Raw genomic sequence first — 21,456 nt, forward strand, 5'->3', positions numbered from 1 at the left:
TCAAGGTGGATGTTGAATCACCGGAGAAGCTCGTCGTCACATCACAATCGATTCATCGATCACGGGACGTGCTCTAGAGCGACTTGAACTCAGCATTGATGCTACGGTTCGGGGGAAGCGCCCATAAGTCTCGCGGCGGGTGGGTCGAGAATTTCTTAAAAACTGGTCTCTACACAGCCAGGTTTCGGCCCATTGGCGGGCGATCGTTTGTGTGACCTGTTTCCCATCAGCCGCGACCTGAGCATATATCGAGGAGCGTATCCTAAGCCCGTATATGAGCCGAAACGTTGGGGCTTCATATGTTCCCACGTACGACCGCTCATCGAGACTCACTCTTGCTCTAAAGCTGTCTAGGCGGCCCCAATACGGCTCGGCGGTAGACCGAGATATGACGTTTGGAGTGTGCGGTGAACGCACCTCTCGTCCAATCTCCCCAACGCTCCGCGAGCTCCAGCCCGACGCATTCGGCCATGGTGTCGAGCTCCTGATGATATACGTAACGAACGCGTTCTGGAAAACGTGTGACCGAAGTACCAGAAAACCAGAGGAAGGTTTGAACAAAGTTCTGGTTAAGCGGATCGTGTATTTGCGTATTGATGAATGTATTCTCGTGATCAACGAACACGGTAGTAGTTTTCTGGCCGCCAACGAAACCTTCCAACGCTGGCACGCGCACTTCTAGCACCACAACCCCATCCTCATCTAGCGCCTCCGCGGCAGATCTGAGGCAAGCTATTTGCTCTTCGCGTCTGGAGAGCTGCATGAACGTGTCAAAGACGCAATAGACAAGCTTGTAGCGTTGCTCTGAACTGAAACCGGCGATGTTCCCCTTCCAAGCCTCAATCGGATTGGTACTCTCGGCAAGAAACTTCAACATGCCGTCCGATTTGTCGATACCATTGACCTTGACGCCCCGCTCACTCAGCGGTATCGCCACGCGCCCGTTGCCAATACCAAGTTCGAGAGCACTCCTTCTGCTGGAAAATCGTTCAAGAAAGGCGGCGGTTTCCTCTGCCTCAGCGACTTTACCCACCAGTTTGGTGTATTTTTCATAGCTCGACGCATCATCATAGGGGAGGGGCATATGACATTTTCCAGTGCTGTGTTCAGATGTTTGGATGGTGGTCAGCTCAAGCGAGATCATCATTGTGGACGCAAGCGCCATGCCAACTTGAAAAGCGATTTTGGTTCAACACATTGACTGTTCGCGACGACCGATTCCGTCTGTTCGGGGCGGCACAATTTTGCCCGGAGTCCGACAACCGAGTAGCCAACCGGATACCTTCTGTAATCGGTCAACGGTCTGCCGCTCGGCATTCGATGGCCTCGTCGTCTTCCGGTTTCACGCTTTTGGTCATCGCTATGGCGCCACATTCTCGGCGGTTCATTGGTGATTGGGGATATTCGGAAAGGCGTCATGGCGGTCGGCCTTTTCATCAAGAAGTCGGTTCGTTCGATCTGCATCCGGTGCAACACGACGGCGAGCCGCCGCGCCAAGGCGATCTTTGCCTTTCGTGCGCCACCGAGCGGTGCAAGCGACCAAGTCTTGATGTCTGCGCGGCAGCGCGTCACCCATCACGTTGGCTGCCTCATAGAGCAGTGCCCGCACGATGGCATCGCCGCGTTTGCTGCAACTTCTTATGCTGCAAAGAATCGCGTCGACTACTGCCTGAAAACCGCCTCTGACACGGAAGCGGACGATGATTCGCGCGACGGGTGGATTTCGGCGCGCAAGGGTGTTCAAGCGTCGGCCGGCTTGCGTTGCGGCCTTTGGCCCTTTCGGGGGTAGTGTTCATACGGCAGCGATGCGCTCCAGGTAGATCAGGCGCTTTATGTTGTATGCGAGATTGGCCATGCCGATCTTCGTCGTGGCCCGCGCGATGCAGATGGTTCGGATGAACAGCCCCATACGGCTCTTCTGCTCGGCGAAGACATGCTCGACGCGCGAGCGGACCTTCGACTTCATGTTATTGGCGCGCCGGGCTTGGTGAACCCGGCTGACGAAGCCTTGCTTCTCCATGAAGATTTCGTTGGCCGCCGATCTGTAGGCGGTGTCGGCCCATACGCTCTTCGAGGTGTTGGTCTTGGCGAGCAGGCCTTCGCAGCTTGGCTCCTTCATAGGCGGCCGCATCCGTTTGCAGCCATTTGCGGATCAACCCATGCTCGCGGTCGATGGAGACATGGTTCTGGTAGCCGAAAGCGGGAATGGCCATGTCGACTGGCGGCATCGTACCGTCCGCCTGTGGCTTGGCCCACCGCCCTTCGCGGTGCCGCCCCCGTCGCCCGCCACTCGCTTTGGTGAACTTGACCGTCCAGCGTGCATCGCGATCTTTCTGCCGCAGTTTCGCGGGTTTGTCCTTCCAATCTTGCGGGACGCGGCCGGCCTTGATGTGTCCTTTTCCTCTTTGGTATTCCTCTGCTTCGGCGCGGCGACGAGACGGGAATCCACGATCTGGCCCGACATGGCGATGTAGCCAGCGCGCATGAAGGACAGCCGGTCGTTTATTAGGAACTCGGTTCGCTCGTCCGAAAGGTTGTTCGCCGTCTGGATCACCAACACCTTCAGCATCATCACCGCATCGTAGGGGGGTCGGCCGTCGCGCGGTCCGCTCGTATAGGCAAGCGCCTTTTCCAGTTCCGGCCGGAATGTCTCAACCCATCGCCATGAACAGCCGGATGGAATCACAATCCAGGATGGCGAGGTTAAGCGTCCAGCTGACGACATTCTGAATGAGCAACCGTTTGTCACTTGTTAGGGGTCCACGGGGGTCACGTGAACATTCGGAACAGCACATAGATGTGCCTACACGGAGGTGACCCGCTCGCTTTTGCCGCCGAGGCGACCTTTACATTGACGAATACTCGAGTGAACCAGGATCGCGTAGGAGAATAGGCGCATGCTGATCAGTTATACTAATCGGCTTACGCCCATTCTGGCGGTAAAATCGAATTGAAAAAATCCAGCGACTTTTGCAGCGAGTACGTTGCTGATCTCGTTCGCATATTCTCAGCGGACCCCAATCCGGACGGGCCAGGAGTGGATGTTCGCCCAATCCCGGCGGTCTTCGAAGGCACCTACCGATCAGTCGCGAAGCCATCGCGTCCGGGGTCCTACGGCATCATTCCCCTCGGCGGTGGGCGGATGCTACGTTTGCGATCAGGTTCAACCGCGTCTCCTATGCGCGTCACCCCCAGGTTTTGTTCTCTTTATTGGCCTGTCAGGACGCGCAGTCTCGATTAGCATTCAGACCAGCGGCCTAAAGCTCGAGGCGTTTGGCGAGACAAGCGCCATCTCCTTCGCGCTCGGAATCGGTCGGTGGTATCAGTTGCGCTTCGCGATCGCAGAACACGGTTTGCATCTAGTCGGATATTCTATCGAGACTGGATTACGGTCCTTCGAGGTTAGGACGCGGCCGCTGAGAATGCAGGCCGGATTTAAATAACTAGTGCCAGCGGCTACGCCGCAGCTTGGAGACCCATTGGCGTTCGCTTCGTTTTCGAACTGGCGGCTTGAAGCCCCCATGTTGTTGCACGGGCAGGTTGTTCCTCTTGGACGGTCCTGTACCGGTAGAGGACATACTCGCGTTTTGGGATTTCGGCATCGACATTCCGACATCGCACCTCCGCGACAAAGGCCCGTTGCGGCTCGACTGAACGTTGCATAATCTGCCGGCACGCGCCGTGGTTCGCGTTGGTCCGGCGGACGACCTTTATGACTGCGGCTGGGAAACTGATTTCTGCTTTGATATTCCCCAGGACCTTCCGAGCGGGATGGTATGGTATCCGTTTGAGATGCGAGAATGCTGAGGACATCACCCCTTTCTTTGTCCGCCCAGCCCGGGATGCCGCAAAGTCAAAGGTTGGAGTACTTTTCTCGACATTCCACTTATCTTGCCTAGGCGAATCACCCCGCGGCAACTTCGACGACGCCTACGTCGAAAGGCGCGACGCTTGGCGTGCTTATCCGCACCATCCCGAGGAGCATCCGGAATTTTACTACCCTGACGGCGGCGGCTTCGCTTACCCTGACGCGCGTGGCTCAGGTTTGCGCATCTTCCCTGCCGATATGAATCTAGTTGCGTGGTGTGCACACTCCCTGGCCCCCGTCTCGCCGCGTCGAATCTCTATCGCGCGCCGGGAAAGGCCTCGCTAGTGGCTATCCTCCAGTAGAAACCGTTGCCCCAAAGATAACCCAAGCTGCCGCCGCGCTGCTACCCTCCGCTTCGAGGTCATGATCCGTGACCAAAAACAATGTCTCGCCGGGAGGCAGAACCCGGAGAGTGCTTTCACGCTTTTGACGGCCGATATGGTGGTCTCGGGCTCAAGAACATTACACCTCCACAGCGGCTCGTCGGCATGTCGGTTCACGGCCCTTTCACTGGTTCCCGATTATTGCCGCAGATCGATGACGAGATAATTGGCGATTTTGGATTTTCCGGCGGCGCTGCTAGGTTCGAAGTCGATAATGTCGACGCGTCGCTGGGCACGCCGCCCGAAGCGGTTGTCCTTGCGAGTTCCGAGAAGTTTCTTGGCGATCACTACGTGGTTCCGGAAAGATTAAACTGGGGAGCGGAAGTGAACATGCCGGCCTGGCATCTGTCGCACGTTAGGGGGGCGGATCTCTCCTACGTTCCGAAAGCACAGGGGATTTTGTCTTCTCGGCAGGTTCGATCCTATTTTGCGGGAGCCTACCGGTGAACGACTTCAACAACAACAGCTCAAAATTGCTGGAGAACGTTGTCCGGAGCTGCCTTTGAAAAGCGCCTTCCGAAAATATCACTGACAGCCGCTTCTCCGATACGACAACCGCGCAGCTGCCCCGCCTACTTGCGCCGTGCCTCCCGTTGTAACAAACCCTTAAATGAAATTCACAGAATTTTTTCACCTCCGATCGCTGGGAGTGGTACGTTCACCGCATTAGTCTTATACCTACCTGCACTGCCGCTTGATGACGAGCCGGTCGCAGTGATCCGTACCCTCAACGGTCCGGGCTTCTGCGAAAATGAGTTAGTTCCACGCTCCACTTGGCATCGCCGTCGTTGCGCCGCTTGAGCCTTACATGGAATGAGCAATACACTATGCAGAGCACCGAGATCGAGTTTGCCGAGTTCCGAACCGAACATCTCGACGAGACGCTGGAGCTCACGGCTCAGGCCGGATGGAACTACCGCAAGGATGATTGGTCGATTCTTCTGGGTTTGGGCTGTGGCTATGTAGCTATTGTGAACAATCATCTCGTCGGATCGATGTGCATGACGTTCTTGGGGGAGGTCGCGACTATCGGCCTTCTGGCTGTCGACGAGGAGATGCGCCGCCAGGGGATCGGCGGTCAACTTATGAAACTCGCCCTAGAAAAAGCGGGCAAACGTGAATGCCGCCTCATAGCATCGTCTGATGGGAAGCCCCTCTATCGCAAGCTCGGATTTGACTGGGTGGAAGCTGTACCTACTCATCGAGGGATAGTTGGATGCGTGGGCGCCCCGGATGGGGTCGAATGGGCAACCCGAGATGATTTTCATCAGATCTCCGAAATCGACCGAAGTGCAACGGGGATAGATCGCCGGGCACTCATATCCACACTTTGGAAAAAGGGGGTGTTTGCCGTCATCCGGCATGCGGGGAAAGTGATGGGGTATGCTGCAATGATGCGGTACGGGAGCGATGAAGTCGCCGGGCCGATCGTCGCATGTAGCACCGACGAAGCAAGGCGCCTGTTGTCCTTTTTGGTTTCACAACGTGTCGGCGCGTTAATTCGCGTATCCCTCCGTCAGCAGTCTGGGCTGGCAGACTGGCTGAACTCGATTGGGATTGCACAGGTGTCAACCAGCACTGCCATGCGCCGTGGCAAGGTCAACGCTGATAGGGAAGCGCCCTTCCGCACCTATACGCTTGCCTCAAAGGAGTTCGGTTTTCCATAATTAGACTTGATCGGTTGGATGTTCCAGCATCTCCGTAACATAGCACTAATTGAAACATCAGCAGAACGGCATGAGCGGGCGCCGGTGACCTATGCGATTAGACAGCCATGTGGCTGTCCTCAGCATTGGTAACCTGAGGAACATGGCGTTAGGTCAGCTGTGACTTGGCGTTGCCGATGTTCAGTTGTGGAGTCCCGGTTGGCTCCCCCAAAAAAGGCCAGCTGTCTCAAGTTCCAGAACGAATGCAGCGAATCCACGTAACCTGAGAAAAGGACTGAACGCATGGAGTCTGAGAGCATCGGCTTTATGACGGCCGTCGAACTGGCCGAGCTGATCCGCACCAAGAAGATCTCGCCAGTCGAGTACATGCGCGCTCTTCTGGCCCGAATTGCCGAACTGGAGCCCTACGTGAACGCCTTCGCTTACTTTGCCGCAGATCGGGCACTGAACGATGCGAGAAAGGCGGAAATCGCGCAGATGAGCGATCTGCAAATCGGACGGTTGCACGGCGTGCCCGTCACGATCAAAGACCAATCGGTCACCAAGGACATGCCGACACAGCACGGCAGCAAGATCTTCGCAGGCCATCAATCACCCGAGGATGCGCCGCTCGTGCACCGACTGCGGGACGAGGGCGCGATCGTCATCGGCAAGACCACTGTGCCCGAGTTAGGCTGGTCAGGTGTGTCGCGTAGCCCACTTACCGGCATCACCAGCAACCCGTGGAAGCTCGGCTACAACTCCGGCGGGTCCTCGGCCGGCGCGGGCGCCGCTGCAGCGGCGGGCTATGGGCCTTTGCACCAGGGCAGTGACGGAGCTGGATCGATCCGCATGCCCGCGCATTTCACGGGTGTATTCGGACTCAAGCCCAGCTTCGGGCGCGTGCCGAATTATCCAGTTCCCGAGTGTGACATGACGGCCCATTACGGCCCGATCACCCGTACGGTCGCCGACAGCGCACTGATGCTCGAGGTCATGGCCGGTCCACATTTCCTCGACCATACATCGCTCGGGGCGGAGCCCGCCGACTATCTCAATCTGCTGCGCAACGGCGTGCAAGGCAGGCGCATCGCCTACAGTCCGGATCTAGGTGTCGCCCGCGTCGATCCGGAAGTTGCGGAGCTGGTGAAGGCCGCCGTAGCACACTTTTCCGAACTCGGAGCAATCGTTGAGGAAGTGTCAACCCCGTGGGCAAAGGACGGACCAGAACTGATCCGGTTCTTCTGGTCCGCGCATTTGACCAGCCTCGCACCGTACCTTCCGAAATGGGAGGCGGAGATGGATCCTAGGCTCGTTGCCTGTATCAAGCATTCAGAAAACATCTCCGTCGCGCGCTACCAGGAGATGCGCAAGCGAAAGATGGTCTACGTCGCGAATATCCATCGCTGGTTCCAGGATTGGGACTTCCTATTGACACCGTCGGCTTCGGTTGCCGCTTTTCCGGCCGAGAAGCTGATGCCCGATCATTGGCCTATGCATCCTTGGGATTGGATTATGTGGGCAGAGTTCTCTTACCCGTTCAACATGTCCTGGAACCCCGCAGCAAGCGTACCATGCGGCTTTACTTTGGAGGGGCTGCCGGTCGGACTGCAGATCGTCGGCAAACGCTTTGACGATCTAGGGGTGCTGCAGGCCTCAGCGGCATTCGAGCAGCTTCAGCCGTGGGCAAACAAGCGTCCGCCGCATTGAGCAGACCCAGAGCACGTCCTGTTTAATCTGGGTCGTATCCGGCGGACTGCAAGTAGTTGGCCCATTCGGCTGGCGTGAACTGATCAAGGATCGCGGCGTCCCGCAGACCCGTCATATTCTATCGCCTTGGCGCGCAGGCGCTGACTTGCAATGGGTGTTTCCTCCATCTGAGATTAGAGTCCGGCATCGATCGAAGGACGGACTGATGAAGCGGTTTACGGAAGAGATGGGGTGTTCGGTTCAGCTCGCTGAACGCCTGGCCCCTTTTCGGATCATGACGTTGTCTGATGCTCAGAGCCGACCTGGCAAGAGGAGATCGGCGTGAGCGCTTATGCAGGACTAGATACTTCACTCGACGCTGTAGCTATTTGCGTTTTCGCCGAGACCGGCGAGATGCTGTGGCAGGGAAAGGTGCTCGGTGACCCGGATCCTGTGACGGCTGCACTTCAGCGATGGCGGGACGATCTAGTTGTTTAGTCCCGGCATTTGATGGTTGGGATCGAGCCGGAACCGTTTAGGCTCTTTTGCCCAGATTTTGCGGATGAACTCGTAGGGCATGAGGCCCTTAAGGATCTTGAGCCTACGAGCGAAATTGTAGGCTGATATGAAGTCCGCGAGACGCCGGCGCAGCTGATCGTGATCGTCATAGTAGAAGCGCTTGACGGTCGCTTCCTTGTGGTCCGGTACATCCGCTCGACTTGGCCATTGGTCCAGCGATGGTTGATCTTTGTGAGCCTGTGCTCAATGCCATGTTCGTCACAGACGCCGTCGAAAATCTGCTGGAGCGCGTGCTGGTCGCAGCTGGGTTGGTGGTCAGAATCGTATGGATGGCATAGGGCACGGCCGCGATCAGGTCCCGAAGGAATTGGGCCATCGCCATTTTGTCCGCCGCCTCGTGCAATTTCGCATAGGCGAACTTGGAAGTTCGATCGATGGCAACGAAGAGACGCAGCTTACCCTCGGGTGTCTGCACCCCGGGCGATGTCGACGTGAAAATAGCCGATCGGATAGGCCTTGAACTTCTTCTTGGCTGGCTTGTCAGCGTCCACCTCCGGCAGCCTCGAAATGCCATGACGCTGAAGGCAACGATGCAATGACGAGCGCGTCAGATGTGGGATCGTCGGCTGAAGGGCATAGTGGCAGTCATCCAGCGCCAGCAGGGTGTGCTTGCGAAGGCGACAATGGCCGCCTCTTCTTCCACCGACAACACCGTCGACTTCGGGTCTTTGGGACCCGTAGGAAGATCGGCAACCGACGTCCGATTCCTCCACTTCGCAACCGTCTTCTGATCGATGCGGTCGCGCTTGGCCAGCGCCCTCAAGCTCTTTAAACTATTCTCTATTGCTCGACGGACTGCCTCTGTCGTCGTGGCGCGGGCGTGTAGAACCTGTCCCATACCGCATCCTTCCAACCGGAAGAAAACATCGCACCATTAAAGCCCGGGATCAAACATCTAGTTCGCGTTGGCTTGGATGCCGGGTGACACATCGGAGTGGATCCGCGGACGCCTGGTCGACGAGGGCTTCCCTGTCGTGTGTCTCGAGAGTCGACATGTCAAAGCGGCTCCCCTGAGCGACCGGAGCGCGTTCTGCAGGCCTTCGGCCAGCGCCAAGGAGCTCTCGCCGCCGAGCACGACATGGGCATGATCGAAGCCGGAACAGGCGAGTCGGAAATGCTAGAGCCGATGATCGAGCGGCTGACCGATGATTGTGACGCCGGCCGCCACTCATGTCAGTGAAGTCCGACAGGCCGACGCCGCCGGGCGCGTGCACCTGCCGGAAGATGACTTCCTGTTCCTCGCTATGAACCGCACGCCAGGATCGAACGCGGTGCTCGATCGTGCGGCGAACGCCGGCGCCCCAGTTCGGGATGGCGTCGCAGCATCTCCTCGAAGATGGTGATTGGCCGAATGCCGGGCGCCGCCTTGAGCAGCGGCACGATCTTGGCTTCGAAAAAGTCGGCGAGCGGATCAGGTCGGCGGCAGTTCCGCGGCGCCTTCCTGTGCGAAGGCGACCTCGAATCCTTCTCTATGCGATACGCCGTGGCCGTGCTGATCGACGTCTTCGCCGCCGCGACGGCCGTCGTGTGGGTTTGCCGGAACTTCATGAAAAGCCTCATCTGGTGATCGGTTGGCGCTGTCACATTGTTTGAAGCGTGGACGCGCGGAAGCCCACAGCTGTTTTCAGGCAATCTGCAACGCCGCGGCCTTCCATTCTGCCATGGCATTGAGGCGGTGAGTTCGGATCTGCGTGGCGGACCTGTTGTTGAGCGGGAGGGGACAAAGAGATTGCGTATGGCGGAGAAGACGGAGACGAAATGCTGAAGGGAGCCAATGCTGCGGAAGCCTTGCCGAATTCGCTCCCGCTTCGAAACGGCAGGTGAGAGTTCTCCGCCCCGTTGTTGAGGCCCTTGTGCGACCTGTGCTCGATATCGGGCATGACCTGACGTCTTGCCGCTGAATAGGAGCGCAGCTTATCGGTGACGATACGCTTCGGCGACAGGCCTTGCTTCTTCAGCAGACGAATGAGCAGACGCCTGGCCGCCTTGGTATTGCGGCGGGTCTGCACGATCTCATCCAGCACATAGCCGTCCTGGTCGACGGCGCGCCACAGCCAGCACCGCCTGCCGTTGATGCGCACGGCTAACTCATCAACATGCCAGACATCGTCTTTCGATGGCGCCTTGCGGCGCAGGCGACGTGCATAATCGGGACTGTGCTTCTTTCCCCAGCGGCGGATGATCTCGTACGAGACGACGATCCCCGCTCCAGGCAGCATTTCTTCAACATCGCGCAGGCTCAGCCCGAACCGGTAATAAAGCCAGACGGCATGAGCAACGATTTCGATCGGGAAGCGATGGTTCTTGTAGGTGGCGCATGCTTCGACCATGCCAACCTGACTTATCGTCAAACCGTTAAGCCAAAATCAATGTGACAGCACCAATCGGTTACGTGGCGGCCGGGCACAAAGTGATTCCTGCAAATCGGAAAAACCACCGGCATACCCGGTCGACCGCGACCACAAGACGATGCCCGGAAGGGATCGCGTCGGCGGCTTGAAACTCCGGTCGGGCTACGCCCTCCCTGCGTCTCAAGCCGCCGGCATTCTCATCCTGATTGACGCTGCGCTCTCACGTTGATTGCCGCGCCGCACGGCAGGCGTAGCGGTGAAAATTCCCTTGCACACATCTGCCGTGTGACGATGGCCCGTTAACCGGCGTTTCGCCCCAGTGGTAAGGATCGCAGCGGAAGGTAGTCGAAACCGGATTGGCGGGTAACATGAGCTAGGTGTCGTTCGAGACTGCGACTTGCCACTGATCGCGTGAGGCGCATTGTCGTAGTGGCCGGTCGATGGGGATGGTATAAACACTGCATTTGACCAAGCCATCATTGCCACTAATTCTATTGAGAACGACCTGCAACTCACGTTCGTTGTGAAGCCAATTATGCCAGAGTAAAACGCCGCCGTAGGAGTAAAGTTTTCTAAGATATTTAGATGGCAGTAGAGTTGTTCTGTTGATCATTAAACCATATCCTAAGACCTGTGGGGCTAAACCAGATGTTGATGAATACCGAGATATTCAAGCTATGGCGACTGAGTGGCGCCGTTACCTGCACCAAACTCCTGAGCTGGAGTGCGGGCTCCACAATACCTCTAGTTTTGTCGCTGAGAAATTTGGCCTCCTTCGTGATCAATCGCATTGACACCGGAATAGCCGAAACCGGGATCGTGGCCGTCATTCAGGGTGCCGGCGGAGACGGTCCGACAATTGGCCTCAGAGCCGACATGGACGCGTTGCCCATCATAGAAGCGTCGAAGAAGTCTTGGACATCAGAGAACGACGGCAAAATGCATGCCTGCGGACACGATGGTCATACCGCGATGCTGCTGGGATCTGCAAAGTACCTCGCAGCCACTCTCAACTTAAAGGCACCGTTGCTCTGATCTTTCAGCCCGCTGAAGAGGCTGGCCGAGGCGCTGAAAGAATGGTGCAGAAGGAATAATGGACCGCTATGACATTTCCCAGGTGTTCGGCATGCACAACATGCCAGGCATGAGCATTGGCGCTTTTGGGATACGTGACGGTTCGATAGGGAAATTTCTTGGCCAGTAAAGCGTATTAACTTCCTTGTGGCCGTGAATTAGCGCCAAAGGCTTTCAGAGGGCTACCAACTCGCCATTCACACTAGGCGCTCCTCCGGAAAACTTCAATGGGCCACACTCAAACCGTTATCGTGATCGGAAGACTCCATCAGGTGCCGACGGCCTACTAGCCATGTGAAGTCGCGCGCCCCGACGCCCCGGGAAGGTGTCGGCAGCCGCTGCGAGATACTCGCAGAGACGTCGTCGACGATATTGAGCACACGGACCCTACGGAGCAGACGAACTGGTCGTGATCGTAAGCGAAGATGCATCCAATCTTCCGTCCGATGTGAGACTCCACTCCACCGCCGCGAGGCGCGATCGAACCAGACCCCGCCTATAGCCGCCCCAAGTTCAGCTCAGGCCCGCCTCCTTCGACCGGCGCTTTCGTTCGCAGCTATGAAACACGTGGCGCAGCATGCTGTGTGCGAGCACCGTACCAGTTCTAGAGGTGACAGATTGTCCTCTGCCATGATTGACTTGCGATGGATGGCGGGGGAATGGCTGGCCTCGCGCTACCGACGGAAATAGGCGGGGTTTGAAGACAAACGCAGCTTCCCTGCAAAAACGAGGTCGATTTCGCGGAGGGCGAATAACCAATGCTCGTATCTTGTTCTTGGGAGAAATGTGAAACTGGGAGGACTTAGCACGATGGAAAAATGGCAACTTAGCCGTCGCACTGCATTGAAAGCGATGCTGCTGGGATCGGTAGTACCTTGGAGCGTGTCCTCAAGGGCATCGCGTCGTCATCGTGCGAGGATCACATCGTGCGCATAGGCGCAATCGGTGCCCCCGATACGATGAATCCCTTCGCTTCCTGGAGCAATTTCTGGCCGCTGGTCTTTACTTATGACTGGTTGGTACACGTGGACGCCCAACGACACGATGATCGAAAGGGCTTTGCCAAATCGTGGTCCGTCGCCGACGACAACGTCACTTGGACCTTCAAGATCTGGCCCGGAATGAAGTGGTCAGATGGCAAGCCCGCCACGGCCAGAGACGCTGCGTTCACCTATAACTACATCCGGGACTCGATGGGCAAGCCGGACGAACTGAGCAGCGGTTGGAATAGCACCAGTGGTTTCGATCTGGTTCAATCGATTGAGGCTCTGGATGACGAGACCTTCCAAATTGTGACCAAGGTCCCAACAGTTTGGCCGCTTGATAATTACACGATGATTGTCCCCGAGCACATCTGGAAGGACATCAGCTATGCGGATGCGGGCAGCACCTTCCGCAACGACCCGCCGCTGGTGGGTACTGGGCCGATGATAATCGCGGAATTTCGGCAGGGCCAGTTTGTGCGCTTCACGCCAAACCAGTACTTTCGCACGGACAAACCGGCAACTAGCGGCATGATCTACCACATCTTCAATTCGGCGGATCCCATCGCTCAAGGCCTGAAGAGCGGTAGCCTCGACTATGGCATGAACCTGACGGCTGCCCAATGGGTCGATCTTTCGAGTAATCCTGACATCGTGGTGGGTGAATCGCGCGTCGAGCAGCGAGACTATCTGGCATTCAACACGGCGTCGGGAGACGGCGGAGGCAGTACCAAGGCCCTGCAGGATCCGACGTTTCGCGATGCGATCGGATACGCTATCGACCAGAAAACCATTGTGCGCTGTCGTAGACGCCGGCCTGGCCCAATTCGCGCCGAGGTGCCGCCCCTTGCCCGCCGGGGAAAATACGCTGCCGGAGTTTATCTCGAACCAAGATGGGGACGATATAGACACTGCATTTGACAAAGCCGTCAGGGCAACTGATCCTATTGAGAACGAAGCGACGCTTGGCGCCAGAGTAGAAGGGTGCGTAGGGGGTGAAGTGTTCTCAGATATCCTAGACGGTAGGAAAGTTGTTCCGTTGGTCATCAAACACCGATCCTGAGTGATGTGAGCTAAACAATATGCGAGGCGTTGAAGAATTCCGAGATATTCAAGCTGAGGCGGCTGAGTGGCGCCGCTACCTACATCAAAATCCTCAGCTGGAATACGGGCTTCACAATACCTCCAGTTTTGTCGCTGAGAATTAGCTTCCTTCGGAATCAATCGCATTGAGACCGGAATAGCCGAACCGGGATTGTGGCCCTTAATAAGGCTCCGGTGGAGACGGTCCGACAATCGGTCTGAGAGCTGATATGGACGCCCTGCCTATCGTCGAAGCGTCGAAGAAGTCTTGGACGTCAGCGAAGATGCATGCTTGCGGCACGCCGGTCATACTGCGGTGCTCCTGGCAGCTGTCAAGTATCTCGCGTCAACTCGCAATTTTAAGGGGACAGTGGCTCTAATCTTTCAACCTGCCGGAGGTTGGCCGAGGGCCCAAAGGATGGTGCAGGAAGGGATAATGGACAATATGACATCTCCCAGGTGTTCGGCATGCACAATCTGCCATGGGCATAAGCATTGGCACTTTTGGGATACGTGACGGTTCAATTATTGCTATGCTCCGATAATTTGACATCATCGTGAAGGGAAGGGGTGTTGGCCACGCCGCTTCGCCGCACATGACTCTTGATCCTGTCGTCGTTGGTGCGCAAATAGTTCCGACACTGCAAACTTTGGTGGCGCGCAACACCAACCCAACCGAAGCGCTTGTGAACTCGGTGGTACAGTTCGAACACTGTCGCCGGCTTTGCGAGACTTCGCCGAACTGCAGACCGAAGCCTGCGCCCGAGGAATTGCGAACGGCTTCGGTGCCGAGATTGAATTCAGCCACCGCCGGCTCGAGCCCTTGACGTTTAAATCACACCGAACAAACCATAGTTGCGGCCGCTGCAGCCCGAAATCTCGTCGGCGATGATAACGTCAATGACAAAATCCCTCCGCTGATGGGCTCCGAGGACTTCGCCAACATGCTGCAGGCGCGGCCGGGGCGTTATTTTTTGCGGAGAATGGATCGTCTGTAGGGCTACACAATGAAGCCTATGAATTTTGATGACCAGGCACTCCCCTATGGCATTGGTTATTGAGTCAACCTCGTCGAGTCGACACTGGCAGCTTACGATTGTTAGCCCGAGCTACCTGTAAGCCGACAAACGCCCGAGTTGCAAAGATCGGTGCGGCGAAGTGCTGCGGGCCGTTCATATTTTGTCCGTTAAAGACATATCGGTCACATTCCAATGGAGAGATTTCATGACTGTTCGCAGAGGACCTCAGCCCTTTCCGCGTTCGGAGTATCTGCGCAGAATTGCCGCGGTAAAAGCCGAAATGGACCGCCGGAGCGTTGAGACACTCGTTGTCTCGGACACTAACAATATCACCTATCTATCTGGATACACAGCGCTATCGTCCTATGTCCCACAGGCGCTCGTAGTTTCCAACCGAGAACTGGAGCCGACTTTCATTTTGCGCAAATGTGATGCGCCGGCGGCCGTGCATGAGACTTTCCTGGAACACGACAAAATAATTGCCTATCCGGAATCCTTAATCGGAAATTCGGAGAAAGATGGATATGACGCAGTCATAGACTATATGCAAGAAGCTGGTTATGCGAAGCCGAGCATCGGTTTCGAGTTGGACGACCTGCCGTCGCGAGCGTCGGATAGGTTCAAATCGCGCCTGCCGGCGTCCAAGTTGGTCGACTGCAGTAAACTTGTTACTTGGATACGGCTTGTCAAATCCGATCTCGAGATCGCGGTGATGAGGGAGTGTGCCGCAATTTCCGATGCAGCTGTGCTGCGCGCGGCTGAGGTGATTCGCCCTGGTGTGCGCGAGGCCGACGCAATTGCGGAAATCGTAGGGGCCCTGGTGCGCGGAGCGAACGGAAAGCCTGGAACGAGGATACCTCCTGTGTACCTATGTGCGTCGCCGCGCACAGGTACTTGCCACATCCCGTGGGCCGACGATGAATTTCGCCAAGGCTCGCAGATCAATCTCGAACTGGGCGGTTCGCGGCATGGCTACTATGCTGGTCTCATGCGGACATATTCGATTGGTGCTCCGTCGGACCGGCTACGCCGGAACCATGAGATCCAGGTGGCAGGCCTTGAGGCTGCACTCGAAACAATCCGCCCCGGAGCCACATGCAGTGATGTGGCCAATGCCTTCTATCGGACAATCGGAAAGCAAGGACTTCAGAAGGAAACGCGTTGCGGTTACGCCCACGGCATCGGCTGGCTGGAACCAACGGCGAGCTTGAAGGCCGGCGATACCACGGTCCTAACCCCAAACATGACTTTCCATTTGATGCTCGGAAATTGGATCGACGAGGATTTCGGCTATGTAATTAGCGAAACCTTCCGGGTCTCAGAGTCGGGAGTAGAGGTTCTAACGAGAGCACCCCGAAAGATTTTTCAGCTGTAGTGAGGGTGGCGAGCCCGAAGGCCAAGCAGCTCTTCGCAGGGGGCCGAATAGGCGGCGCGTAAGTCGTTACTCTCGATCCGACTGACTGAATTCCGAACGCCTCAGCCGCCTCGTGCCTTAAGACCCCACTTGCGGTTGAGTTGTGCCGTATCAAGTCACCTCCTTTGGTGCGGGTGGCAGATCGCGACCGGCGGTCGTGGCCCGTCATGCAGTGCGCCACCGCTGCCTCCAAGGCGGTGGAGGATGCACCTTGGCACGCGGCGCAAAGCTTCTCCAACCGCGTCTTCGACGTACGCCTCCGAGGAGGGCCGCCTTGCCGGAGAAGGGAGGGTGTAGCTGACTGTCGGTATGGATATCGCTACTGACAGTCGCCAAATCACTCCTCTCGAGATTGTTGACACTGGCCGCCGGCGCCGCTGGTCGGATGAGGAGAAGCTGCGGATCGTCGAAGAGAAATATTCGGCTCCGCGGCAAGCATCCGCGACAGCGCGGCGTCACGGGATTTCCAACCCACTGCTGTTTGCTTGGCGCAGGGCGCATCGCGAGGGTCGGTTCGGCGAAGGTGGCGTCTGCGGTTTCGTGCCGGCGATGATCGTATCGGAGCAGCCAAAGAAGGGTCCAGAACCGGCTGGCGGGCGCATGGAAGTGTTGAGCGTGAATGGCCGCAGGGTCATCGTCGAGCCCAACGTGGACGTGGAAGCGCTGCTTCGGATCATGCTCGGCCTGGAAACGCTGCGATGATCCCGATTCCGACGGGGGTGCGGGTGTGGCTGGCGACGGGACAAACCGACATGCGCCGCGGCTTTCCCAGCCTTGCTCTACGCGTGCAGGAGATCTTGAAGAAGGAATCCGCTGAGCGGCCATATTTTTTGCTTTCGCGGTAAAAGAGGCGTTCTCCTGAGGGTCATTTGGCATTATGGGCAAGGATCGTGTGTGTTTACCAGGCGTCTTGAGCGTGGCCGCTACATCTGGCCTTCTCTGGCAGACGGAAGCGTTACCATCTCGACGGCGCAGTATGAGCTATCTCCTGTCGGGGATCGATTGGCGCAACCCTCAGGAAACCTGGCGTCCGACGCTAGTCGGCTAGCATTTACATTTTGAAATTGCAGGCAAAATCTGATTCACTTGTCTCATGACGTTGAAGCCGGATGATCTTCCTTCGGACCTCGCGAGTCCCCTGGCGGCGCTGCGGGCTGAACGCGAAGCCGGTTGCGGGTCGAAGCCGAGCGCGACGTGGCGCAGACGGAGGCCTCCAACTGGCGGGCCGAAGCGGCCAATGCGCAAGCCATGCTGACCGACACCGAGGCACGGATTGCGCATCTCGAGCTGCGTATCGAGAAGCTGAAACGCGAACTCCCCGAGCGCACGGCGCGGCTGATCGAGCAGTTGAAATTGCAACTCGAAGACCGTGACCGCGGCGAGCGAGGACGAGCATGCCGCGGCCGCCGCGGCCGCGAAGACCCAGAGCGTGGTTCCTTCACGCGCAAGCGGCCAGTGCGTAAACCCTGGCCAGAGAATATCGAGCGCGAGCGCGTCGTCGTCGAGCCTCCCACCACCTGCGCCTGCTGCGGCGGATCGCGGCTGTCGAAGCTGGGCGAGGACGTGACCGAGACGCTGGAAGAGATCCCGCGCCGCTTCAAGATGATCGAGACGGTGCGCGAAAGGTTCACCTGCCGCGATTGTGAGAAGATCAGCCAGCGGCCGGCGCCGTTCCATGTCACGCCACGCGGCTTCATCGGCCCGCAGCTGCTGGCGACGATGCTGTTCGACAAGTTTGGCATGCATCCTCCAATCAACCGCCAGAGCGCGCGCTTCAAGGCCGAGGGGATCGACCTGCCGCTGTCGACGCTGGCCGATCAGGTCGGCCACGGAACCTTCGCCGTCATGCCGCTCTTCCAGCTGATGGAGCGCCATGTGCTCGCGGCCGAGCGCCTTCATGGCGACGACACCACCATCCGCATCCTGGCGATCGGCCCTTTGGCGGGCCTGCGCCGCCGGCGGCAGTTTACTACGCCTCGAGCGACCGACGCGGCGAGCACCCACAGAAGCATCTGGCCGCCTTCGCCGGCATCTTGCAGGCCGACTGCTACAATGGCTTCGAACAGTGTTCGACCCGCACAAGAAGGTGCTGCCGATCACGCCGGCATTTTGCTTCCCCCATGCGCCGCGGGGCTTCTTCGAACTGGCCGAGATCGAGAAGAATGCCCGCGAGGGGAAGAGGAATGGCAAACCGGTCTCCCCGATCGCGCTGGAGGCGGTCAGGCGCATCGACGCGCTGTCCGAGATCGAGCGCGCCATCAACGGCCGCAGCTACGAGCTTACGCATCCAGTTAAGACCGCAGACGTGCGTATCCGGCGGCCATGAGATCGCGGTGCTGGGGTCAAGCTTTCGATGGGGAGACGCGATGATAACCTTCGAGGAGGAGTTTGACCTTCGATGCCTTCGTCGGTGAAGGCCAAGATCCCGTCGTCATCGTTGGCGCCGTACACCCAGATGACGCCGTCCTCGGGCCGGAGGGTTAGGTCCTGGATGAGCGCTTCGCTGACGCCGAGGTCCCTGGCGACACGGTCGACGGTGTAGACGTGATGCAACTTATTGCGCTGCATGATCAGGCCGCCGCTGGTTGGGTCCGCAGTTTTGCGGTATCTCCAATTCCACGGCAGCAAATCATCGATCCGCTGTGCTGGGTGGGCTGCGATGCGCGCCAGGATATCGGCGAGCCAGGCCTGCGGGTCGATATTTTCATCTTGGCGCTGACGATCAGGCGTAGAGAACGGCAGCGCGCTGTCCGCCGCGATCGGAACCGCAGAACAGCCAAGACTTTCTGCCGAGAGCGATGCCGCGCAGGGCTCGCTCGGCTGCATTGTTCGATAGGCAGATCCGCCCATCGTCGAGGAATCGGGTGAAGGATGTACCACCGGCGCAGCATGTAGTTGAAGGCCTTGGTCAGATCGTGTCCGCGCGAGAGCTTGTGCGCGTCTCGATCATCCAGTGCTCGAGCTCGGTGACCAGCGGCGCGCTCCGCTCTTTGTGCACGGCGAGCGTTGGCCTGGCAACAGGCCGTTGATCTCGCGGTCGATATCGACAGGGCATCGATGCGCTTCACCGCTTCAACCGCGAGCGGATAGGCCAGGTTGGGCTTGTCGCCGCGCGCCTTCTTGCGGGCCGCCGCTTCGACATCGGCCAGCTCGAACACTTTGCGCCGGCTGTGGGCCCAGCAGCCGGCTTCCAGAACAGGCGCCGGTTGACGACCCGCCGCATAGAGATGGCCATAATCGCCATAGGCATCGGCCTGCAGAATGCCGCTCCAGCCGGCGAGATGCGCCGCGGGATGTTCGCCTCGGCGATCGCGGGAATAATAGAACACCGCCGCCGGTGGATCGGCGCCGCCGAACGGTCGGTCATCGCGCACATACGTCCACAATCGGCCGGTATCGGTCTTGCCCATGGCCAGGACCGGCACCGTCGTATCGTCGCCGTGCAGACGTGAAGCGGACAGCACATGGGCTTCGAGTCGCTTGAACAGCGGCATCAGCGCCGCGGCGCCTGCGCCGACCTGGTCGGTGAGCGTCGACAGGCTGAGCGGCACGCCTTCGCGGACATAGCGTTCAGCCTGGCGGTTGAGCGGTTGATGCTGGCCGAACTTCTCGAACAGGATCATCGCCAGCAGGCCGGGACTCGCCCAGCCGCGCGGGGTGGCGTGGAACGGCGCCGGAGCCTGGCTGATCGCCTCGCAGTCGCGGCAGGTGAACTTCTCCCGCACGTGTTGGATCACCTTCCATTGCCGCGGCACCACCTCCAGCGTCTTGGTGATATCCTCACCCAGCCTGCGCAGCCGATGACCGCCCCAGCAGTGGCAAGCGGTCGGCGCCGGCTCGACCACGCGTTCGCGCGGCAGATGCTCTGGAAATGGCTGGCGCGTCGGGGCCGCCGCCTGTTCGGCGGCGATCTCGTCTTCCGTCGCTGTCCTCTCGAGTTCCTCGAAGGTGAGTTCCATCTGGTCGTGTAGGCGGGCTGAGCGTTCAGAACTCTGACCATGCAGCGCCCGTTGGAGCTTGCGGATCGTCAGATCCTGATGTGCGATCAGCGCCGCATCATCCGATGCCTTTGGCCCTGACGATCGCCAGTTCCGCCTCGACCAGCGCAGCGCGCGCGGCCTCGGCTCTGGCCAGCGCCGCGGTCAGCGCTGCTCTGAGCGCGCCAATATCGTCCGGAACAGCATCCTGGGCAGTGGCAACCATGCCCCGGAGTGAATCATAAAACCCGTCCGCTGACTCGCGGAAATGGCGGAACTCAAAGAAAAACTAGCCCGCGCGCTTGGGGCGGAACGTGTGACGCGGGTTGCGCCAATCGATCCCGTCGAGCATGTAGGTGAGCTGCGCCGGTGATATGGAAACCGTACCATCCGCCGGCGACGGCCATAGGAACCGGCCCTTCTCGAGCCGTTTTGCATACAGCGACATGCCGAGCCCATCATGCCAGATAATCTTGACCAGATTGCCGCTGCGGCCGCGGAAGACATAAAGATCACCGGCATGCGGGTTCCGGCCCAACGTCTCCTGAACCTGCAGAGCGAGGCCTTGCATCCCGCGACCCATATCGGTCCGGCCGACCGCCCAATTAGATCCGCATCTGGCTCTGGACCGGGACAATTGAAACGCCCAGCGCCTTCACCATCGCCGCCGCCAGTGTTGGCGGCGTGGTCAGCCGCACCTTGCCGGCGACCTCCAGCTCGATCACCGCTGGTGGCGCCGCCGGCCGCGAAACGGCGACAGGCTCATCCGGAACCACGACAACTTCGGCAAAGCCCATCTCGGGCTCTCATCGTGCGGCGCCACCTCAATCCGCCTGGTCGCGACATCGTACTGACGCGCCACTGTGGCCCAGGGCTCGAATGCCGCGGCCAGTATCCGGCACTGATCCGCTTCACTGCAACGACGCCGCCGCTCCGGCTCGGTCAATAACGTCACATGACTCATGCTGTGGTGCTAACTTCGCTCGTAAGGACGACCTCAAGAGCGCAGCCTCGCTACCGCGCCATCCTCTCGCAAGGCGGCCTTCGCGCGACATACGATACGGCCTATCTCCATAGATAGGCCGATGCGGACCTCTCGCGCTTGAGAGCCGGCAATTGGCCGCGGCTTTCTGCAATTGCGTGACAGTGATTTCGCCAATTCCAATACGGCTTTCGGGGGCGGACATCCGGTGGGATTATTCGCCGATCCACGGCCGGACCCGAGCCGAAGGATCCATTCGTCGTCAAAAAATTTTGCCGGCTGTAAAATTAGATCGGGTGCCGAGGTCGCATCTAGCCCTTCCGGTTTTCCTTCAAGACTGTGTCGGCCAATTTTTCAGCCACCATAATCGTCGGAATGTTTGTGTTCGCCCGAGGGCAAAATGGCATG

General features: G+C 58.5%; 15 protein-coding genes and 6 pseudogenes. 11 read left to right on the plus strand and 10 right to left on the minus strand.

The window, feature by feature from the left end:
- Positions 1-340: 340 nt before the first annotated feature.
- On the minus strand, positions 341-1,147 hold the full coding sequence (locus AC0L2A_RS33990; protein ID WP_473612564.1) for a class I SAM-dependent DNA methyltransferase: 807 nt from the start codon (positions 1,145-1,147) through the stop codon (positions 341-343).
- A gap of 270 nt (positions 1,148-1,417) precedes the next feature.
- On the opposite strand from AC0L2A_RS33990, the gene AC0L2A_RS33995 reads away from it, so the two are divergent.
- The gene (locus AC0L2A_RS33995; protein WP_473612566.1) at positions 1,418-1,789 is read left to right on the plus strand and encodes a hypothetical protein; all 372 of its coding nucleotides are present in this window, start codon (positions 1,418-1,420) and stop codon (positions 1,787-1,789) included.
- A 3-nt stretch (positions 1,790-1,792) separates the two neighbouring features.
- On the opposite strand, the pseudogene AC0L2A_RS34000 reads toward AC0L2A_RS33995, so the two are convergent.
- Positions 1,793-2,725 (minus strand): annotated as a pseudogene (locus AC0L2A_RS34000) (transposase).
- A 1,631-nt stretch (positions 2,726-4,356) separates the two neighbouring features.
- Here AC0L2A_RS34000 and AC0L2A_RS34005 point away from each other — a divergent pair.
- The 3 genes from AC0L2A_RS34005 (at position 4,357) to AC0L2A_RS34015 (ending at position 7,607) form a co-directional block, all read left to right on the plus strand.
- Positions 4,357-4,698 (plus strand): hypothetical protein, encoded by a 342-nt coding sequence (locus AC0L2A_RS34005; protein WP_473612567.1) that lies wholly within the window; start codon positions 4,357-4,359, stop codon positions 4,696-4,698.
- 380 nt (positions 4,699-5,078) lie between these two features.
- Positions 5,079-5,918: a GNAT family N-acetyltransferase gene (locus tag AC0L2A_RS34010; RefSeq protein WP_473612568.1), complete on the plus strand. Its 840-nt coding sequence runs from the start codon at positions 5,079-5,081 to the stop codon at positions 5,916-5,918.
- Positions 5,919-6,200: 282 nt separating this feature from the next.
- Positions 6,201-7,607, plus strand: a complete 1,407-nt coding sequence (locus AC0L2A_RS34015; protein ID WP_473612570.1) for an amidase — start codon at positions 6,201-6,203, stop codon at positions 7,605-7,607.
- A 465-nt stretch (positions 7,608-8,072) separates the two neighbouring features.
- On the opposite strand, the pseudogene AC0L2A_RS34020 reads toward AC0L2A_RS34015, so the two are convergent.
- The 3 pseudogenes from AC0L2A_RS34020 to AC0L2A_RS34030 all read right to left on the minus strand — a co-directional run bounded on the left by AC0L2A_RS34020 (position 8,073) and on the right by AC0L2A_RS34030 (position 10,484).
- Positions 8,073-9,003, minus strand: a pseudogene (locus tag AC0L2A_RS34020) (IS481 family transposase).
- Positions 9,004-9,111: 108 nt separating this feature from the next.
- Positions 9,112-9,725: pseudogene (locus AC0L2A_RS34025) on the minus strand (IS21 family transposase); the annotation flags it as partial.
- Positions 9,726-9,789: 64 nt separating this feature from the next.
- Positions 9,790-10,484: pseudogene (locus AC0L2A_RS34030) on the minus strand (IS6 family transposase).
- A gap of 686 nt (positions 10,485-11,170) precedes the next feature.
- On the opposite strand from AC0L2A_RS34030, the gene AC0L2A_RS34035 reads away from it, so the two are divergent.
- The 7 genes and pseudogenes from AC0L2A_RS34035 to tnpC (AC0L2A_RS34065) form a co-directional block, all read left to right on the plus strand.
- A complete protein-coding gene (locus tag AC0L2A_RS34035) occupies positions 11,171-11,551 on the plus strand; it encodes a M20/M25/M40 family metallo-hydrolase (RefSeq protein ID WP_473612571.1) in 381 nt (126 codons plus the stop codon).
- A 914-nt stretch (positions 11,552-12,465) separates the two neighbouring features.
- Positions 12,466-13,494, plus strand: a complete 1,029-nt coding sequence (locus AC0L2A_RS34040) for an ABC transporter substrate-binding protein (protein ID WP_473612572.1) — start codon at positions 12,466-12,468, stop codon at positions 13,492-13,494.
- Between the two features lie 161 nt (positions 13,495-13,655).
- Positions 13,656-14,717, plus strand: a pseudogene (locus AC0L2A_RS34045) (amidohydrolase).
- 163 nt (positions 14,718-14,880) lie between these two features.
- Positions 14,881-16,050, plus strand: a complete 1,170-nt coding sequence (locus AC0L2A_RS34050; protein WP_473612574.1) for a M24 family metallopeptidase — start codon at positions 14,881-14,883, stop codon at positions 16,048-16,050.
- A gap of 348 nt (positions 16,051-16,398) precedes the next feature.
- Positions 16,399-16,791 carry an IS66-like element accessory protein TnpA gene (gene tnpA / locus AC0L2A_RS34055; protein ID WP_473612575.1) on the plus strand — a complete coding sequence of 131 codons (393 nt, stop codon included), beginning with the start codon at positions 16,399-16,401 and terminating at the stop codon, positions 16,789-16,791.
- Positions 16,792-16,947: 156 nt separating this feature from the next.
- Complete coding sequence (gene tnpB / locus AC0L2A_RS34060) at positions 16,948-17,151, plus strand: IS66 family insertion sequence element accessory protein TnpB (protein ID WP_473612580.1); 204 nt, start codon at positions 16,948-16,950, stop codon at positions 17,149-17,151.
- A 31-nt stretch (positions 17,152-17,182) separates the two neighbouring features.
- Positions 17,183-18,367, plus strand: a pseudogene (tnpC, locus tag AC0L2A_RS34065) (IS66 family transposase); the annotation flags it as partial.
- Here the strand turns inward: tnpC (AC0L2A_RS34065) and AC0L2A_RS34070 are convergent.
- From AC0L2A_RS34070 to AC0L2A_RS34090, 5 genes are all read right to left on the minus strand, one after another.
- Positions 18,361-18,762: a hypothetical protein gene (locus AC0L2A_RS34070; RefSeq protein ID WP_473612582.1), complete on the minus strand. Its 402-nt coding sequence runs from the start codon at positions 18,760-18,762 to the stop codon at positions 18,361-18,363. The pseudogene tnpC (AC0L2A_RS34065) and the gene AC0L2A_RS34070 overlap by 7 nt on opposite strands.
- Positions 18,660-20,198 carry an IS66 family transposase gene (gene tnpC, locus AC0L2A_RS34075; protein ID WP_473612583.1) on the minus strand — a complete coding sequence of 513 codons (1,539 nt, stop codon included), beginning with the start codon at positions 20,196-20,198 and terminating at the stop codon, positions 18,660-18,662. The genes AC0L2A_RS34070 and tnpC (AC0L2A_RS34075) overlap by 103 nt, the downstream gene beginning before the upstream one ends.
- Positions 20,146-20,292 carry a hypothetical protein gene (locus AC0L2A_RS34080; protein ID WP_473612576.1) on the minus strand — a complete coding sequence of 49 codons (147 nt, stop codon included), beginning with the start codon at positions 20,290-20,292 and terminating at the stop codon, positions 20,146-20,148. The genes tnpC (AC0L2A_RS34075) and AC0L2A_RS34080 overlap by 53 nt, the downstream gene beginning before the upstream one ends.
- Positions 20,293-20,355: 63 nt before the next feature.
- The gene (gene tnpB, locus AC0L2A_RS34085; RefSeq protein ID WP_473612577.1) at positions 20,356-20,703 is read right to left on the minus strand and encodes an IS66 family insertion sequence element accessory protein TnpB; all 348 of its coding nucleotides are present in this window, start codon (positions 20,701-20,703) and stop codon (positions 20,356-20,358) included.
- Positions 20,672-20,863, minus strand: coding sequence for a hypothetical protein (locus tag AC0L2A_RS34090; protein ID WP_473612579.1), 192 nt, complete (start codon positions 20,861-20,863; stop codon positions 20,672-20,674). Before AC0L2A_RS34090 ends, tnpB (AC0L2A_RS34085) begins: the two co-directional genes overlap by 32 nt.
- Positions 20,864-21,456: the final 593 nt, after the last annotated feature.

The organism is Mesorhizobium sp. WSM4844 (genome assembly GCF_055811775.1).

What these genes read in the sequence shown, in the direction of transcription:
- tnpA (WP_473612575.1), top strand. Translation starts at nt 16,399, where the DNA reads ATGGATATCGCTACTGACAGTCGCCAAATCACTCCTCTCGAGATTGTT.
- AC0L2A_RS34050 (WP_473612574.1), top strand. Translation starts at nt 14,881, where the DNA reads ATGACTGTTCGCAGAGGACCTCAGCCCTTTCCGCGTTCGGAGTATCTG.
- AC0L2A_RS34035 (WP_473612571.1), top strand. Translation starts at nt 11,171, where the DNA reads ATGAATACCGAGATATTCAAGCTATGGCGACTGAGTGGCGCCGTTACC.
- AC0L2A_RS33990 (WP_473612564.1), bottom strand. Translation starts at nt 1,147, where the DNA reads ATGATGATCTCGCTTGAGCTGACCACCATCCAAACATCTGAACACAGC.
- AC0L2A_RS33995 (WP_473612566.1), top strand. Translation starts at nt 1,418, where the DNA reads ATGGCGGTCGGCCTTTTCATCAAGAAGTCGGTTCGTTCGATCTGCATC.
- AC0L2A_RS34080 (WP_473612576.1), bottom strand. Translation starts at nt 20,292, where the DNA reads ATGGTTGCCACTGCCCAGGATGCTGTTCCGGACGATATTGGCGCGCTC.
- AC0L2A_RS34010 (WP_473612568.1), top strand. Translation starts at nt 5,079, where the DNA reads ATGCAGAGCACCGAGATCGAGTTTGCCGAGTTCCGAACCGAACATCTC.
- AC0L2A_RS34005 (WP_473612567.1), top strand. Translation starts at nt 4,357, where the DNA reads ATGTCGGTTCACGGCCCTTTCACTGGTTCCCGATTATTGCCGCAGATC.
- AC0L2A_RS34015 (WP_473612570.1), top strand. Translation starts at nt 6,201, where the DNA reads ATGGAGTCTGAGAGCATCGGCTTTATGACGGCCGTCGAACTGGCCGAG.
- AC0L2A_RS34090 (WP_473612579.1), bottom strand. Translation starts at nt 20,863, where the DNA reads ATGGGCTTTGCCGAAGTTGTCGTGGTTCCGGATGAGCCTGTCGCCGTT.